Annotated in this window: 13 protein-coding genes; 6 read left to right on the top strand and 7 right to left on the bottom strand. The window is 61.9% G+C overall.

Features of this window, described 5'->3' with window-relative positions:
- Nucleotides 1-69: 69 nt before the first annotated feature.
- Both AWB69_RS07980 and AWB69_RS07975 read right to left on the bottom strand, forming a co-directional pair.
- On the bottom strand, nucleotides 70-1,047 hold the full coding sequence (locus AWB69_RS07980; RefSeq protein ID WP_062084029.1) for a glycosyltransferase family 2 protein: 978 nt from the start codon (nucleotides 1,045-1,047) through the stop codon (nucleotides 70-72).
- Nucleotides 986-1,945 carry a glycosyltransferase family 2 protein gene (locus AWB69_RS07975; RefSeq protein ID WP_062084027.1) on the bottom strand — a complete coding sequence of 320 codons (960 nt, stop codon included), beginning with the start codon at nucleotides 1,943-1,945 and terminating at the stop codon, nucleotides 986-988. Before AWB69_RS07975 ends, AWB69_RS07980 begins: the two co-directional genes overlap by 62 nt.
- 257 nt (nucleotides 1,946-2,202) lie before the next feature.
- Here AWB69_RS07975 and AWB69_RS07970 point away from each other — a divergent pair, with 257 nt between their 5' ends.
- From AWB69_RS07970 to lepB, 6 genes are all read left to right on the top strand, one after another.
- Nucleotides 2,203-4,140, top strand: a complete 1,938-nt coding sequence (locus AWB69_RS07970) for an alpha/beta hydrolase (RefSeq protein WP_062084025.1) — start codon at nucleotides 2,203-2,205, stop codon at nucleotides 4,138-4,140.
- A 173-nt stretch (nucleotides 4,141-4,313) separates the two neighbouring features.
- Nucleotides 4,314-5,795 (top strand): flippase, encoded by a 1,482-nt coding sequence (locus tag AWB69_RS07965; protein ID WP_062084022.1) that lies wholly within the window; start codon nucleotides 4,314-4,316, stop codon nucleotides 5,793-5,795.
- Nucleotides 5,796-5,879: 84 nt separating this feature from the next.
- On the top strand, nucleotides 5,880-7,514 hold the full coding sequence (locus AWB69_RS07960) for a mannose-1-phosphate guanylyltransferase/mannose-6-phosphate isomerase (protein WP_082913303.1): 1,635 nt from the start codon (nucleotides 5,880-5,882) through the stop codon (nucleotides 7,512-7,514).
- Nucleotides 7,515-7,863: 349 nt separating this feature from the next.
- Entirely contained in the window at nucleotides 7,864-8,619 is a 756-nt protein-coding gene (locus AWB69_RS07955; protein WP_062084018.1) for a FadR/GntR family transcriptional regulator, read from the top strand.
- A 383-nt stretch (nucleotides 8,620-9,002) separates the two neighbouring features.
- Nucleotides 9,003-9,983, top strand: coding sequence for a Gfo/Idh/MocA family protein (locus AWB69_RS07950; protein ID WP_062084015.1), 981 nt, complete (start codon nucleotides 9,003-9,005; stop codon nucleotides 9,981-9,983).
- A 101-nt stretch (nucleotides 9,984-10,084) separates the two neighbouring features.
- The gene (lepB, locus tag AWB69_RS07945) at nucleotides 10,085-10,792 is read left to right on the top strand and encodes a signal peptidase I (RefSeq protein WP_062084013.1); all 708 of its coding nucleotides are present in this window, start codon (nucleotides 10,085-10,087) and stop codon (nucleotides 10,790-10,792) included.
- Between the two features lie 40 nt (nucleotides 10,793-10,832).
- Here the strand turns inward: lepB and AWB69_RS07940 are convergent, their stop codons facing one another.
- From AWB69_RS07940 to aat, 5 genes are all read right to left on the bottom strand, one after another.
- Nucleotides 10,833-11,492, bottom strand: coding sequence for an amino acid ABC transporter permease (locus AWB69_RS07940; protein ID WP_062084011.1), 660 nt, complete (start codon nucleotides 11,490-11,492; stop codon nucleotides 10,833-10,835).
- 112 nt (nucleotides 11,493-11,604) lie between these two features.
- Nucleotides 11,605-12,396: a cystine ABC transporter substrate-binding protein gene (locus tag AWB69_RS07935; protein WP_062084009.1), complete on the bottom strand. Its 792-nt coding sequence runs from the start codon at nucleotides 12,394-12,396 to the stop codon at nucleotides 11,605-11,607.
- 141 nt (nucleotides 12,397-12,537) lie between these two features.
- The gene (locus tag AWB69_RS07930) at nucleotides 12,538-13,578 is read right to left on the bottom strand and encodes a quinone-dependent dihydroorotate dehydrogenase (protein ID WP_062084007.1); all 1,041 of its coding nucleotides are present in this window, start codon (nucleotides 13,576-13,578) and stop codon (nucleotides 12,538-12,540) included.
- A 129-nt stretch (nucleotides 13,579-13,707) separates the two neighbouring features.
- A complete protein-coding gene (locus AWB69_RS07925) occupies nucleotides 13,708-14,589 on the bottom strand; it encodes an arginyltransferase (protein WP_062084005.1) in 882 nt (293 codons plus the stop codon).
- A 223-nt stretch (nucleotides 14,590-14,812) separates the two neighbouring features.
- Entirely contained in the window at nucleotides 14,813-15,562 is a 750-nt protein-coding gene (aat, locus tag AWB69_RS07920; RefSeq protein WP_062084003.1) for a leucyl/phenylalanyl-tRNA--protein transferase, read from the bottom strand.
- Between the last annotated feature and the right edge of the window lies 1 nt (nucleotide 15,563).

Below are 15,563 nucleotides of genomic sequence, written 5' to 3'. Positions count from 1 at the left end.
ATGACCTGATCGCCGTTTTTTTGATGGCGCTGCCTACTGCCTAAGTCCGCTTGCGTCCGGCAGTTTCAATCACCCCGCGAATTCGCTTGCCACTCTGTCCAGCCGCCGCTGTGCGTGATCGCGCTTGGCCAGTGCTGCGCCGCTGCGCGCTGCGCGCCAACGCTGCAATGCGCTCGCCTCGCGATGGATGAAGCGGGAACGCGCGAGATTGACCCAGCCCAGGCATGCACCGTGTCCCACCACGGTGAGCCACAGCAAGGCGATGCCCCGGCCCGCACCGCGATACTCGTCACGCACGATCAGATGCAGGTTATACGACTCGTTTTCGATCGCGACCCAACTCCGGCTGCCGCGCACGGCGCGCGCATCTTCATCGAAACGTTGCGCCGGATAGTGATCCACCTCCACGGCCGGATCGTAGACAAGACGCCAGCCTGCACGCCGTACCGCCGACGCAAACGCCATGTCGTTGTTGACCTGTGCACCGGTTCCGCGCAGACGGGTATCGAAGCGAATGGCATTGCCGCGGATTGCGCTCACGCGGTAGCTCATGTTCGCGCCCTTGAGGAAGTCGACATCGCGTGCGGCTCCCACGCCCAGATGATGATTGCCGATCGCGCGGCCCGGGAACTGCCAGCGGCCGACGTCCGGCTCCGAAGCATCGAGCGTCGTGCCATGCTCATGCACCCAGTCGCGCCCGCCAACCCCGCCCACGTCCGGCGAGTTCGCGAAATGGCATTCAATGCGTTCGAGCCACGTCGGGCGCGGCGCGGCGTCGTCGTCGGTGATCGCGACAATGTCGCCGGTGACAGCGTCGAGACCCGCGTTCAACGCGGCAACCTGGCCACCCTGGGCAACTTCGACCTTGACCAGCGGCAGGCGCGCGCGCGATTTCTCGATCACGAGCCATGCTTGCGTTTCTTCGTCGGCGCCGCGGCACACCACCAGCACTTCGTCCGGTGCACGCCGTTGCCGCGAGAGCGCGTCAAGGCAGCGAGCGAGATCCGAGGTCCGACGATAAGTGGGTACGAGTACGGTGATCTTCATGTTGTAGGGCGAGTCCTTCGGGGGTGTATCGGCGAATGTAGGCGATCGCGCGCGAAACCGTGCGAGCGCTGAGTGCAAGCCCTTTGGGTCCATGTGCCCGCAGGTTGTGCAGCAGGTTGTGTCCAACGGCAAGCGTGAGGAACAGCGCGGCTTTCGGGCGGTTGCGTTCGAACCAGCGGTAGCGTTTATGCGTCACGTAGATACGTGAGGCTTCGAGGAACGCCGCATAGTAGTCGCGATTCACCGTCGACGGAAAATGCGAGTTGAATACTTCCGGCAGAAGCCGGACCACGCATTTTCCCTGCAGCGTGGCGCGCATGACGATGTCCACCTCGTCATAACCGTAGACCAGATGCTCGTCGAAGCGAATCATCTTGAAGAGCCACGCAGGGAAAACCGCGCTGTTGATGACCACGGTGCCGTGATGGTCGCCGGCCTGGTAAGGCCGCGACTGGAAACCGAGGAACGTGGTCGCGTTGGCATAAACGCGTTCACCGCGATTCAGTTCGTAACCCGTAACAATCAGCTTCTCCGGATGTTGCCCGCCGTGCTTGAGGGACTCGGCCATATGAGCAAGGAAGTCCGTGCTGAGCGTGGCGTCGTCGTCGATGAACGCCACGTGCGTGCCGGTCACCGCGTCAAGCGCGCAGTTGCGATTTGCGCCAAGTCCGCGGCGCGGTCCCTCCAGGAAGACGACGCGCGGAAAGTCTGCGGCAATCATTTCGCGTGTGAGCGTATCGGTGCTGTCGTCCGACACCACGACCTGGTGCGCCGGATACGTGGAGGCTTCAACCGAACGTAAGGCACGCGCGAGGTCCCCCGGGCGATTACGCGTGCAGATACATACCGAGAAGCGCGGCGCATCAGACGGACTGGGTTGGTGAACAGCGGTGACCATGTGTTTTCCCCGGCATTTTCTTGTTCTGTGCCGCGCATGCACGACACGGCGTGATGCGCTATTTGACTGGGCAATGAAAAAGCCGTCTGTTGGACATCGAACATCGGGGGAACAACGGTGGCGGACCAGGCCGCTCAATGGCGGAAATATCAGGGTGCGCGTGTGCAGTGTGTGCGGGCGCACTGAATCATCAGCGTAGTGAAAGTGTAATGCGCAGACAACTTAATAACGACACTCTAACGGGGTGCAACTTCGAGATGACGCCTGTAATTTTCGACCACTGCTTTGGCTGGCTGCACGAGGGGAAGCCTGCCGCCACGCACGGCGTGGTGCTCTGCCAGCCGTTCGGCCGCGAGGCGATGTGGGTCCACAAGGGCTGGCGCGTCTTCGCCGAAGCGCTTGCGGACTCGGGTGCGCCGACACTTCGCTTCGACTACGCCGGCACCGGCGACTCGGCTGGGGAGTCGGAAGACGGCGAGCAGATGGGGCGCTGGTTGCGAAGCATTCGTTCGGCGATCGCCTATTTGAAAGAGTCGACCGGGGTCACGCAAGTGGTCCTGTGCGGCTTGCGTCTGGGCGCCACGCTCGCAGCGCTGGTGGCAGCCGAGGAGGAGGTCGATCAACTGGTGCTGCTCGCCCCCGTGTTGTCGGGCAGGCAATATCTGCGTGAACTGCGTCTGCTGCAACAGAACTGGCTTGAAACAGGAGGTATTCATGTCGACCCTCCGCCCGCCGATGCCGACTATGCGGAGGCGGTAGGGCATCGCCTGATCGCATCGAGCGTCGCGATGCTGAGCAAGTTCGAGCTGCTGCGGGACACGCGGCTGGCGGAGCGAGCGCCGCGACGCTTGCTCGTGCTCGATTCTTACGATCCCTCACGCTCGAAGAAACTCGTCGACGCTTGCAGCGCCGCAGGAGCGGACGCGCAATTCGAAGCCTTCGACGAATGTGCCGCATTCATGCAGGAATCCGGCGTGACCGAGACCCCGCGACAGGCAATTGCCCGCATCGTCGACTGGTTGGGTGTGACCGGGCAGGCTGACTCGACGGTTGCCGAGTCGATTGGCAAGCCATCTGAAAGTCCCGTGCTCATTGCTGATGGCGTGCGCGAAACGCCCGTGGTCTTCGACGATGGCCGCCTGTTCGGCATTCTGTGCGAGCCGGAAGAGGGCGCGCTGTCGCGCCGCTCGGTCGTGTTTGTCAACCCGGGCGCGACTCATCGGATAGGCGATGCGCGCATCTCGGTGACGCTGGCCCGCCGGCTTGCGCGCCAGGGTTTTGCGTCGCTGCGATTCGACGTCGGCACGCTCGGAGACAGCGCCGCCCCCGTCGACAAACGCCCGCTCTCGTTGCTGTTTTCACGCGCCGGCTGCGACGATGTGGTGAGCGCAGCGGCATTCCTGGCCGAGCGCGGTTTCGGCGAGGTCTCGTGTTTCGCGGTTTGCTCGGGCGCTTACGTTTGTCTGCACGCGGCGCCGGTGAGTCCCCACATTCGCTCGCTGGTGCTCGTGAACGCGCCCAAGTTTGGCTTCCCGGAAGACCCGATGTCGTTCGCTGTGAACGACAACCGACCAAGGACGGCGACCAGCACTTTCATGCGCTCCTTCAAGACGGTGGGCAAATGGAAGCGCGTGTTGCGTGGCCAACGGCGGCTCGCGCCTATCGTGAAGGAGCTGGCGCGGCACCTGGGTGCACGCCTTAAAGCCAGCGTGGCGTATTTCGCCGAGCGGACGATTGGCGCTGATTCCGCGGGTTCGCGAGTGCGCGCGATGGTTCGCGGGCTGAGTGAGCGCGACGTGAAGGTTCGCTTCGTCTACGGCGCGGGAGATCCGGGCATGGACGAGTTCGCCGTGTTTTTCGGTGCGGGCGGACGGCGGATGCGCAAGTGGCGCAACGTGGAAACCATTCATCGCGACACGCTCGATCACGCGTGCTTTTCGTACTCGGCGCGTGAGGAAATGATGTCGTCGTTTGTTCAATTCGTGCAGGGCGAGCCGCCGCAAGCTGCACGGGGCGGCCTTGGCTGGGCACGCTTGCGTGCGTTGCTGCCGAGCTTCACGGCCCGTGCCGGCCGGCCCGTCGAGACGCGCACCGACATGCCAAGGCGCTCGAATCGCGATGAACCTGAAGAATGTAAAGAATTGCAAGAGATCGAAGGCCGCAGCGCAATGCGTTCGTCTGCGTACATACCCTGATGTGGCACGCCTTTACTCTGGCGTGTAATTCGTCTGACCTTCGGGCAGGCACCTGCTGCGTGCACTTGAACGTGCATCACCCGTGTGCTGCAACGTGCCTGCATTCACCGCAAGCTGTGACGCGGTGCCTTGATTCCTCCTGTGTGAGTTTGTTGTAATCGGCCCGTTGCTCAATGGAAAAAAGTCTTCTCAAGAACATAGCGATCAATTTCGCCGGGCTCATCCTGCCCGTGTTCGTCTCACTTGCGACGGTACCCGCCTACATTCATGGCATGGGGATCGAACGCTATGGTGTCATCAACCTGGTGTGGGCGTTGATCGGTTATTTCAGCGTGCTTGATCTCGGTATTTCGATGGCGACGGAAAACCATATCGCCAAGGCGCGCCAGTCCAACGACGGCACTATCGAGCGCATCTTCTGGAGCGCATTTTTTCTCAATCTCGCCACTGGCTTTGTTGGCGCGGTGCTGATCTGGTTCGGCGCGTACGTGTATGTCGTGCATATCGCGACCATCGAACCGGTGTTCCAGGCCGAAGTGCTGCATGCACTGCCGTGGATTGCGCTGGCCGTGCCTATTGCCAATATCTCGTGGGTGTTCAGCGGCGCGATCGGCGGGATGGAAAAGTTTGCCCTGTTCAACACCAACCAGACTATCGGCACGTTCCTGTTCCAGTTGCTGCCGCTTGCCGCGCTGTACCTGATCTCGCCGTCGCTGGCAGTGGTTGTGCCGGCCGCCGTCATTGCGCGGTTCCTGGCGGCCCTGCTGCTTGGCTACGGCACGTTTCGTGCGATAGGTATCAAGCGCATCTCGAAGCCGGAATGGCCGCTGATTCGCGAACTCTTTAATTATGGCCGCTGGCTGTTGCTGTTCTCGGGCGCGAACATGATCGCGACCACGCTTGACCGGGTCGTGATCGGTTCCATGCTGGGCGCTAAATACGTCGCGTATTACGCGACGCCGCAAAACCTCGTGACGCGCTTGAACCTGCTGCCTAGCGCCATGTTGCGCACGCTGTTCCCGCGCTTTTCAGCTTCCGCGAGCGATCACGCCGACGAACTCTCGCACCAGGCGCTCGCGTTCCTGAACTGTGCATTCACGCCGTGCGTGGTGGTCGCGTTGTTCGCGCTGGCGCCGTTCCTGAACGTCTGGCTCGGCCATGAAATGGCAGTGCAGTCGGCGCCTGTCGGGCGCATCCTTGTAATTGGCGTGTGGCTTGCCGGGCAGTCGAGCATCATCGGAGTGCTGATCCAGGCCAAGGCAAATCCGGCGCAGGTCGCGCGGGTCGGCTGGATTGGCTTGCCGGTCTTCGCGCTTGTGCTATGGCTGAGCATCCGCTGGTACGGCCTGCTGGGCGCCGGCGTGGCGGTGGTCGCGAAGGCTTTCTTCGACTACGCGGCGTTCCTTTATTTCTCGAAGCTCAAGCCACGGCCGATTGTCCGGAACATGGCCGGACATCTGGTTTTCCTGGTGATCGCGACCGTATGCGCCGACTCCATGGACTCGCTCAGCGGCATGGCCGCGATAGCCGTCGCGCTGACTGCCGGCAACCTCGCATGGTCGTTCTGCGAATCGAGCGAACTACGTGAAGTGGCCTCGCGCCTCCGGCAAAGATTGCTGCCCAACCGCCGGGTGAGGGTGAATAAAGTGCCTTGAACGGCAGGTTGACCGAATAGCGTGCGGGCGTTCGCACGCGCACACAACAAATTAGATTTGCCTGCTTAAATAGCGCATCAGTCGATGCGTGTGTTTCACGCGTCCGCACCTGTCAGACGCGTTCGGCCCTCAATCAGCTTCAACGCTTCAGGAGTCACCGTGGACGTGTCCCACTATCCGCTTACCGGCGCTGCCAAGACGGGCGCCGAGAGTGTTCGCGTGCAACCGGTCATTCTCGCCGGCGGGTCCGGCACGCGTCTGTGGCCTCTGTCACGCCAGCAGTTCCCCAAGCAACTCATCGAACTCATGGGCGCGGAATCGCTGCTCGAAGCCACGTTACGCCGTCTTGACGGTCTCGACGCGGCAACGGCTGGCCGTGACACGGTGCACCTCGCGAGCGCTGATGAACTGATCGTGATCTGCGGCACGGAGCACAAGTTGCTGACTGCGCAGCAGATCGAGCGTAACGGCCGCCGGGCGCGCATCGTGCTCGAACCCTGCGCTCGAAACACTGCACCGGCGCTCACGCTTGCCGCGTTGGCAGCACTGGCTGCTGCATCCGGCGATGATCCCGTGATGGTCGCCATGCCGGCCGATCACGCCGTGTCCGACCTTGACGCGTTCCGGCGCACGATCGCGAAAGCGATCGAACATGCCGCGAGTGGCGCGCTCGTTACGCTTGGCATCGTGCCGGACAAGATCGAAACAGGCTACGGTTATATCAAGGCCGGCGCGGCCCTGGGAACCGCCGGTGACGGTATCCCTCAGGCACGGGTGCTTGAGCGGTTCGTCGAAAAACCGCGGCGGGAGATTGCCGAGCAGTATCTTGCTTCCGGCGAATATTGGTGGAACAGCGGCATCTTCGTGTGCCGCGCGTCGGTGTGGCTTGCAGCCATCGAGCACTTCCAGCCCGCCATTCACGCCGCGTGCATGATCGCGTTCGAACGGGGCCTGCATCAGGACGGCTTTACGCAACTCGATGTCGAGGCGTTCGAAGCATGTCCTTCCGATTCAATCGATTTCGCCGTCATGGAGCGCATCGAGCAGGAGCCGCGGTTTCCGGGCGTGGTGGTGCCGCTGGCCGCCGGCTGGTCCGATGTCGGCGCGTGGGACGCCGTATGGGACATGTCGGACAAGGACGATGACGGCAACGTTGCTCGCGGCCGCGTGATCTTCGAAGGCTCGGCGGACAGCTTCGCGCATTCGGACGGGCGCCTGGTGGCGTGCGTCGGTGTGACGGGTGTCGTGGTCGTGGAAACCGCGGATGCGATCCTGGTGGCGTCGAAGGATCGAGTGCAGGAAGTGAAAGCAATGGTAGGGCGTCTGAAGGCCGCCAAGGGTGCAGAGGCGCAGGATCATCGCAAGGTGCAGAGGCCCTGGGGGTTCTATGACTCCATCGATCACGGCGAGCGTTTTCAAGTAAAGCGTATTGTGGTGAAACCGGGGGCGCGGCTCTCGCTGCAGATGCACCATCATCGCGCCGAACATTGGGTCGTCGTGCGCGGCACGGCACTCGTGACGCGCGGTGAAGAAACCTTCCTGGTGAGCGAGAACCAGTCCACGTTCATTCCCCTCGGTACCACGCACAGGCTCGAAAACCCCGGTAAAACACCGCTCGAAATGATCGAGGTGCAGTCGGGGACGTATCTGGGCGAGGACGACATCGTGCGCTTCGACGATCAGTACGGACGCGTGACCGAGAAGAAGACAACAGGCTGAACACCGGCGAAGACAGGGCGCTTCGGCGGACAATGAGCATGGCAACAAGCATGAAGAAAGGGCATTACGAAGCACTTAAATCAAAAGCATCAAGAACTACTTAATACAGCGATTGCCGAAGCAGTACCGCGAGATGCGAAGGTAAAGGGATAACCCTTGAGAGGGACATTCCGACTGGCGTCAGCAGTAATGAACACGCAATTTATCGTGCACGGCGCAGGGCTGCTGATTGATCTGATCGATTCAATTGGTCTGATGAATAAGCAGTGCTCACCGGGCCTTTCGGCGAGCTTGGGGAAGCGCGCCGGATGTGCAGGGACACAATGTTGGGCGCAAGGGGAGAGGGGTGATGGACGAAAACAAGGAGCGATCACTGGTGGCCAAGGTGATGGACGGGCTCGTATCGGGCATCGTCGAACAGAAGTACGGCGCGATCCTGCCACCGCAGGACGTCTTGTCGAAGGAGTTCGACGTGAGTCGGACCGTGATGCGAGAGGCATTGAGCATGTTGCTCGCGCGTCATATGCTGGATGTGCGCCCGAAGACGGGCACGCGGATCCGGCCGATGAGCGACTGGCGGCTGATCGATGAGGATGTGGTGAGCTGGCGCTTCCGGGCAACTCCGGACCAGGCGTTCCTGCGCGACGTGATCGAGTTCCGGATGTTGATCGAGCCGCGTGCGGCCGCGTTGGCGGCGGTCCGTGCAACGCCGGACGAAGTGAGCGGGATTCGCGATGCGTTCGACGCGCTGGCGTCGCTCAACGGCAGCGAGCCCGAGTACCAGGCCGCTGACGTCGCGCTGCATACGCGCATTGTGGCCGCAAGCGGTAACCAGTTCTTCCAGCAGATGACGGCTATCGTGCGGGGTGCGCTGATAACGGTCTATCCGATCGTGGCGGGCATTGCTACCATGCGCGACGCGACGCTCGAAGCGCAGCGCCGCGTGGTGGAGGCGATCGAGGCACACGACGCCGCTGTGGCCGAGCGCGCGATGAGCACGCTGATCGATGTCACCGCGGAGGAAGTCGGGCGAGCTTTTTCGCTTGAACGCCGCGAGGACAGTTCGTCGCCACCAGTTGGTGAGTCCGAATCGGCCGGCGCCTGATACGCGCTCGAAGCTTCGCGTTCCGGGACGGTTCCGGCGTGGCGAGGCTGGCCCGAGGTTTCTGGTCACGTTCATCGTGGCCGGGCGCGAACAGCGCCCTATTCGGGTTTTCACTAGCGCAAACGTTACACTTCAAAATCCTGCCCGGTAGCGACGTCTGATGGTTCCCTGATGGCTTGAGCGCCGAACGACAATCTGTGCAGCCCTTTCCCCCTTGGCTTTGTGATCGGAACGCGACGCCCGTGTGATGGGAACGCGATGCGTTGTGGACGGTCGTTCACGCATTGTCCACGCTTCACGCAGACCGCCTCCGTAGTGGACAATGTGGCCATCGCCGGCCTTGGCCGACCATTCACCATGCTTGGGGCAAGGGAGCAGGACAGATGAACGTACAGAGCACGATCCGTTGGGGCATCGTTGGTGCGGGGCATATTGCGCGCAGGTTCGCCGAAGGGCTGGCCTTTGTGCCGGGCGCGACGCTTGGCGGCGTCTGGTCGCGGCGGCCCGAGTCGGCATCCGCATTCGCCGGGCAGTTTCATACCAAGGCTTATGAGAGCTTCGATGCACTGCTCGACAACATCGACGCGTTGTACATTGCGACGATGCAGGACAGCCACCCTCAGTACACGCTGCGTGCTTTCCAGGCCGGCCGTGCCGTGCTCTGCGAGAAACCGGCGGCCGTCAACGCGCGGGCGTTGCAGGAGATGATCGACGTGGCGCGTTCATCGAAGCTGCTGTTCATGGAGGCGATGAAACCGCCGTTCTATCCGCTCTACCGGCGCTTGCGCGATCATCTTGCTGCCGATCCCATTGGTGAAATCGGCCTCGTTCGCGCGGGCTGTTCGATCGCGAATGTGCCTCTTTCGCATCCCTCGTACTCCATGGAAATGGGCGGCGGCGCGTTGCTCGATATTGGTATCTACGAAGCGTTTCTCGCGGTGGACTGGCTGGGTGAGCCGCTGGAGGTGCAGACCTTCGGGCGCATCGGGCAGACGGGCGTGGACACCTTCGCGAGCTTGAACGTGCGCCATGAACGCGGCGTCGCGCAGTTGTTTTGCGGGTTGGATCTGCAAGGCAAGGGCGATGCGTTGCTTGCCGCGACCGGCGGCACGGTGACGATTCACGAGAACTGGTGGAACCCCGCGCGCGCGACCGTCCGCTACGTGGATGGCCGGACCGTGGAACTGGATGCGTCGTTCGAGGGCGGTGGCCTGAACTACGAGACTGCGCACTTTTGCGAGCTGCTGCGCGATGGCGCCATCGAGAGCCCGATCATGCGGCATGCCGTATCCATGCAGATGATTTCCATCACCGATGCCGCTCGCCGCGACCTTGGCGTGCGGTTCCCTTTCGAAGCCGAATAAGGAAACCGAACAAGCCCGGGCCGGCCTGGCGAGTTGATTTAAGCTTCATTTCAGCTTTCGACGTTAAGCTGCGTCGTCCTCATACGCCGGCATTCCACACCATGCGACTGTTACCCCGACTCTGGCGCGAAAATCGGAACCTGATTGCGTTCCTGGTGCTGATGGCGCTGTTCCGCAGCGCCATCGCCGACTGGAATGTGGTGCCAAGCGGCTCCATGCTGCCGACCATTCGCGAGGGCGACAGGATCGTCGTCGACAAGATGGCGTACGACCTGCGTGTTCCGTTCACGCACATTGCGATTGCGCATCTGCATGATCCGCAGCGTGGCGATATCGTGACGGTGGACTCGTCGGCGGCACATGAGCTGATCGTCAAGCGTTTGATCGGGCTTCCCGGCGATGTAGTTGCCATGCGTGACAACGTGCTTTATATCAACGGCAAGCGGGCGGGTTATCAGCCGGTGGATATCACGGGAGTGGAGGGCGATGCGTCTTCGCCTGGCGAGTATCTGGACGAGAAGCTTGGGCACGTTACGCATGTGGTGCGCTTGTCCGTGCTGGCGCCCAGTCCGCGGCGCTCGTTTGGGCCGGTGACCGTGCCCAAGGGCGAGTACCTGATGCTCGGAGATAACCGCGATGACAGCGCGGACTCGCGGTATTTTGGGTTTTTCCCACGCAATGAGTTGATGGGACGGGCTACACGGGTAGCGTATTCGCTGGATCCGGACCGGCATCATATGCCGCGGCTGGACAGGTTTGGGGCAAGGCTGGACGAGGATGCGGCGGCCGCGCCGGCGGACAGGTCTTGAGTTAAGGGCGCACCGGCTTGCCGGGCACGAAGCCCCTTTCTCAATGCCTCCCCGGCAACGCCAACCGGCGTTCAAACAGCCGTTGCACGAACTCCAGCACGCTGCACAGCACCCAATACACGACGGCGGCAGCGAGATACAACGGCAATGGCTGATACGTAGCGGCAATCACTTCCTGCGCACTCCGTAGCAATTCGGTAACCGTGATCACCGACACCAGCGACGTATCCTTGATCAAACTGATCAGGCTATTCGACAGGCTGGGCACGGCAATCCGCAGCGCTTGCGGACCAATCACATACCGCAGCGTCTGCATTCTCGACAAGCCCAGGCTATAAGCCGCCAGCCACTGCCCGCTCTGAATCCCGAGAATGGCGCCGCGCATGCTTTCGGAAAGATAAGCCGCCACATTCGCCGACAAGGCGATCACCCCCGCCGGCGTCGGATCAAGCGAAATACCCAGGCTCGGCAACCCATAATAGATCACGAAAATCTGCACCAGCAGCGGCGTGCCGCGCATCACGCTCACATAAGCGCGCGCTATGCCGACCAGCGTGCGGCTTCGGCTGATGCCCATCATCGCGAGTACGGTGCCCGCGATCAGGCCGAAGAACATCGAATAGACCGCGAACTTGATCGTCAGGACAGCGCCTTGTGCAAGGGCCGGTATGGATTGAACGAGCAGGGATGTCGTGGACATGAAGGAATAAAGTAGGCGTAACGTCGGAGGCGGGCATCAAATGCAAAGGGCGGCATCCTTAAGAAGCCGCCCCGATGCCGAACGCTTGAGGGTCCGGATTGACTGTGCAGGCTTACTTCGCCGGCTTCGTTACGTCGATACCGAACCACTTGTCCGAAATCTTCGTGAACGTGCCATCAGCTTCGAGTTGGGTCATCGCGTCATCAATGGCTTTCTCGAACTTCGGATTGCCCTTCTTGAACGGAATCCCCGACGGATTGCCCGGGCCCACATTCGCGCCCGTGCGCAGCGGCAACTGCGAATTCTTCATCAGGTACGCAAGCATCAGGCGGTCGTTCAACGCAGCGTCCAGACGGTTTGACGCCAGATCACGCAAGTACTCGGGCGCACCCGGATACGTCTTTACGTCGATACCCGGAACGGCCTTCGCCATGTCCATGTAGTTCGTGCCGAGACCCACGCCAAGCTTCTTGCCCTTCAGGTCTTCAAGCGTCTTGAAGTCCCGCGTGTCGTCCTTGCGCTGAATCAGTTGCGCATTCGAATAGGTATAGGCCGGCGAGAAATCGAGCGTTTGCTTGCGGGCATCGGTAATGCCGACCTGATTCACGATCACATCGAACTTGTCTGCCTGCAAGCCCGCAATGATCCCGCTCCATTCGGTCGTCACGAACTCGGGCTTCACGCCGAGCTTCGCTGCAACCGCCTTGGCGATATCCACGTCGAAGCCGACGAGCTCACCTTGCGGTGTCTTCGAGTTGAACGGGGGGAACGTGCCTTCCAGGCCAATGCGCAACGTGCCGCGTTGCTTGACCGAATCCAGAAGGTCTTCAGCGTGGGCAACAGCCGAGAGCGATGCGCCGATCAAGCTTGCCACGAGCACTTTCTTGAAGAGAGATAGTTTCATGAGTTATTTGCCTTTGTCCTGGTTTTTATCAATGATCTGAAGTGCGGCGATGATAGCTAAAACGCAGTGCCGTCTTCAGATCGTTTGCTCATGTGGATATGAGCCAAGCGTGGTGAAAAGGGAAGACCCGGAAAGGCCCGGTCATGCAGCGGCGCTCGTCCGCGCCAGCGCTTCGACGCATTCTGTCACGAGCGCCGGGCCTCGATAGATCAGGCCGGTGTAGATCTGCACGAGCGATGCGCCCGCCGCGAGTTTCTCACGCGCGTCCTCGCCCGACATGATGCCGCCCACGCCGATGATCGGCACCTCGCTGCCCAGCTCCGCGCGCAACTTGCGGATCACCGCATTCGACGCTTCGAACACCGGCTTGCCCGACAGCCCGCCGGCTTCATCGCCGTGTTTCATGCCCGTTACAGCCGTGCGCGACAGCGTGGTGTTGGTCGCAATCACACCATCAATCTTGTGACGCAGCAAGGTGGCGGCAATCTCCTTGACCTGCTCGTCGTCGAGATCAGGGGCGATCTTCAGCGCGAGGGGCACGAGCTTGCCGTGCATGTCGGAGAGCCGTTGTTGCTTGTCCTTCAGCGCGCCGAGCAGCGCGTCGAGTTCGCCGGCGCCTTGCAACTGGCGCAGGTTTTTCGTATTCGGCGACGAGATGTTGATCGTCACATAGCTTGCGAACGGGTACACCCGCTCGAGGCAGTACAAATAATCTTCAGCAGCGCGGTCTATGGGGGTATCAGCATTCTTGCCAATGTTCAACCCCAGTACGCCGCGATACCGCGCCGCCTTCACGTTCTCGACGAACTGATCGACCCCGCGGTTGTTGAACCCAAGCCGGTTGATCAGCGCCTGTGCATCGGGCAGGCGAAACATGCGCGGGCGCGGATTGCCGGGCTGTGCGCGTGGCGTGACCGTCCCCACTTCGATGAATCCAAACCCGAGCGACGCCAGCCCGTCAATACATGCCCCGTCTTTGTCCAGCCCCGCTGCGAGCCCGACCGGGTTGCGAAAGCTCAGGCCCATGACGGTGCGCGGCGAATCGGAGGCGCGCTCGGCGAGCATGCCGGACAGGCCGGTGCGGCCGGCGGCGCCGAGCATGCGCAGCGTCAGGTGATGGGCGTCTTCCGCATCCATGCGAAAAAGTTGCGCGCGGGCGAGCGGGTAGAGAGAGCTGAACACGAGGAGGAAAGGCCGGAGCGGCGTAAATTGAGACGCGCCATTTTAACGGCTTTGCGAAGCCGTACCGAAAAGCAGTGACACACGGATGAAAACGACTGCAAAAAAGGCCGTTACAGAGCTGGCGCGGCCCTAGCGCCGTGGTCTGTCCGGGGGCATCTTGCCGGGCATGGGAGGCGTTCCGGCGGAGTGCATGGTGGTGGGGTCGAGCAAGTCCCAACGGCCGTCGATCAAGCCCTCCAGCGGCCGGAAATTCGCCTTGTACGCCATTTTGTCGCTCTCACGAATCCAGTAACCGAGATAGACGTGAGGCAAATCCAGGCTGCGCGCCTGCTCGATCTGCCAGAGGATGTTGTAAGTGCCGAAACTGGTGTGCGGCAGGCCGGGCTCGAAAAATGTGTAAACCGACGAAAGCCCGTCGCCGAGGATGTCGATCATGCTGATCATGCGCAAGGTCCCGGGCGCGGGGGAGTCTTCGGCAAGACTGCCAATGGGGTTCGCTCCGGGCTCCCCGGGATTGCCGGCGGGTATGGGCCGTGCGGGCTCGCGGAATTCAACCAGGCGCGAGTTGATCCGGCTTTGCAGCAGGAATTGCTCATACTGGTCGCGGCTGTCGCGATCCATGCCGCCGCCCGCGTGCCGCGCCGACTGGTAGCGCATATACAGCGCGTAATGCTCCTCGTCGTAGTGGAGCGGGGCCACGCTCGCAACCAGATCGCCATGCTGTTTCCAGACGCGCCGCTGGGTGCGGTTCGGCGTGAAACGGTCGATAGGCACGCGCACCGGCACGCACGCGCGGCAGCCATCGCAATACGGGCGATAGGTGAAGACCCCGGAGCGCCGGAAACCTGCCTTGACGAGTTCGGTGTAGACGTCTGAGTTGATCAGGTGGCTGGGAGTGGCCACCTGGGAGCGCGCGATGCGCCCGTCCAGATAGCTGCACGGATACGGCGCCGTTGCATAAAATTGCAACGCCGAAAGCGGAGAAAGCGGCAGCTCATTGGGGTGAGTCACGTTGGCAGCTCTCGTTCTAAGCGTCTATCTTGCTCACCACCCCAACCGTGCCGCAGCGGTTCGATGGAGGGCGGAAAACCTCGGTCGTGTCGCTATCTTGCCTGCTATACATCACGTTCGATGGTGCTGGATTTATTCGAGAATATCAAAGGTGGAAACACCGGTCCCCGGCTGCGCTTCATGCGCTGCGTTGGCTGGCGTTCTTCGCCCGAACCGGCCTCGCTCATTCAGGCGGCAGCAGCGGTGGCCGAAGTGTCTCCAGCAGCGCGTATTTGTCGAACTGCCAGGGGATCGGCGGCTGACCGACCGCCCCGCGCAGATGTCTCACAAATACCTTGCGGGAGATCTCCCGGCCGCCCAGCGACGCCAGGTGCGACGTATTCTGCTGGCAGTCTATCATCTCTATTTTATGGTGGCGCAAGTGTCCGATGAGCGCCGCGAGCGCAATTTTCGAGGCGTCGGTGCGGTGCGCGAACATCGATTCGCCGAAGAACATGCGCCCGAACGAGACGCCATAAAGACCGCCCACGCGCTTGCCCTCGAACCAGGTTTCAATGCTGTGCGCGCGGCCTTCGCGATGCAGCGACGAATACGCTTCCACAATATCCGCCGTGATCCATGTGCCGCGCTGACCTTCCCGCGGCGTCTGGGCGCACGCCCGCATCACGGCGGCGAAATCATCGTCCACGCGAATCTCCCACGATGCCTCGCGCAACACGCGCCGCAGCGTTTTACGCAGCGAATCAGAGACTTTGAATTCGTCGGGTATCAGCACCATGCGCGGGTCGGGACTCCACCAGAGCACCGGCTGGCCGTCGGAATACCACGGAAAAATGCCGCGCTGATATGCATCCACAAGACGGCTGCCTTGCAATTCCGCGCTGGCGGCGAGCAATCCGGGCGCGCCGCTTGCCTCGCCGAGCGCGCGCTCGACAGGGGGGAACGGATCGTCGGAGGCGAGCCACGGAACCATG

Origin of the sequence: Caballeronia udeis (genome assembly GCF_001544555.2) — a bacterium.
Lineage (GTDB): Bacteria > Pseudomonadota > Gammaproteobacteria > Burkholderiales > Burkholderiaceae > Caballeronia > Caballeronia udeis.
This window is presented reverse-complemented; position numbering and strand designations above follow the sequence as displayed.

Coding starts and splice junctions, on each gene's coding strand:
- AWB69_RS07980 (WP_062084029.1), bottom strand. CDS start 1,047: ATGAAGATCACCGTACTCGTACCCACTTATCGTCGGACCTCGGATCTC.
- AWB69_RS07975 (WP_062084027.1), bottom strand. CDS start 1,945: ATGGTCACCGCTGTTCACCAACCCAGTCCGTCTGATGCGCCGCGCTTC.
- AWB69_RS07970 (WP_062084025.1), top strand. CDS start 2,203: ATGACGCCTGTAATTTTCGACCACTGCTTTGGCTGGCTGCACGAGGGG.
- AWB69_RS07965 (WP_062084022.1), top strand. CDS start 4,314: ATGGAAAAAAGTCTTCTCAAGAACATAGCGATCAATTTCGCCGGGCTC.
- AWB69_RS07960 (WP_082913303.1), top strand. CDS start 5,880: ATGCGTGTGTTTCACGCGTCCGCACCTGTCAGACGCGTTCGGCCCTCA.
- AWB69_RS07955 (WP_062084018.1), top strand. CDS start 7,864: ATGGACGAAAACAAGGAGCGATCACTGGTGGCCAAGGTGATGGACGGG.
- AWB69_RS07950 (WP_062084015.1), top strand. CDS start 9,003: ATGAACGTACAGAGCACGATCCGTTGGGGCATCGTTGGTGCGGGGCAT.
- lepB (WP_062084013.1), top strand. CDS start 10,085: ATGCGACTGTTACCCCGACTCTGGCGCGAAAATCGGAACCTGATTGCG.
- AWB69_RS07940 (WP_062084011.1), bottom strand. CDS start 11,492: ATGTCCACGACATCCCTGCTCGTTCAATCCATACCGGCCCTTGCACAA.
- AWB69_RS07935 (WP_062084009.1), bottom strand. CDS start 12,396: ATGAAACTATCTCTCTTCAAGAAAGTGCTCGTGGCAAGCTTGATCGGC.
- aat (WP_062084003.1), bottom strand. CDS start 15,562: ATGGTTCCGTGGCTCGCCTCCGACGATCCGTTCCCCCCTGTCGAGCGC.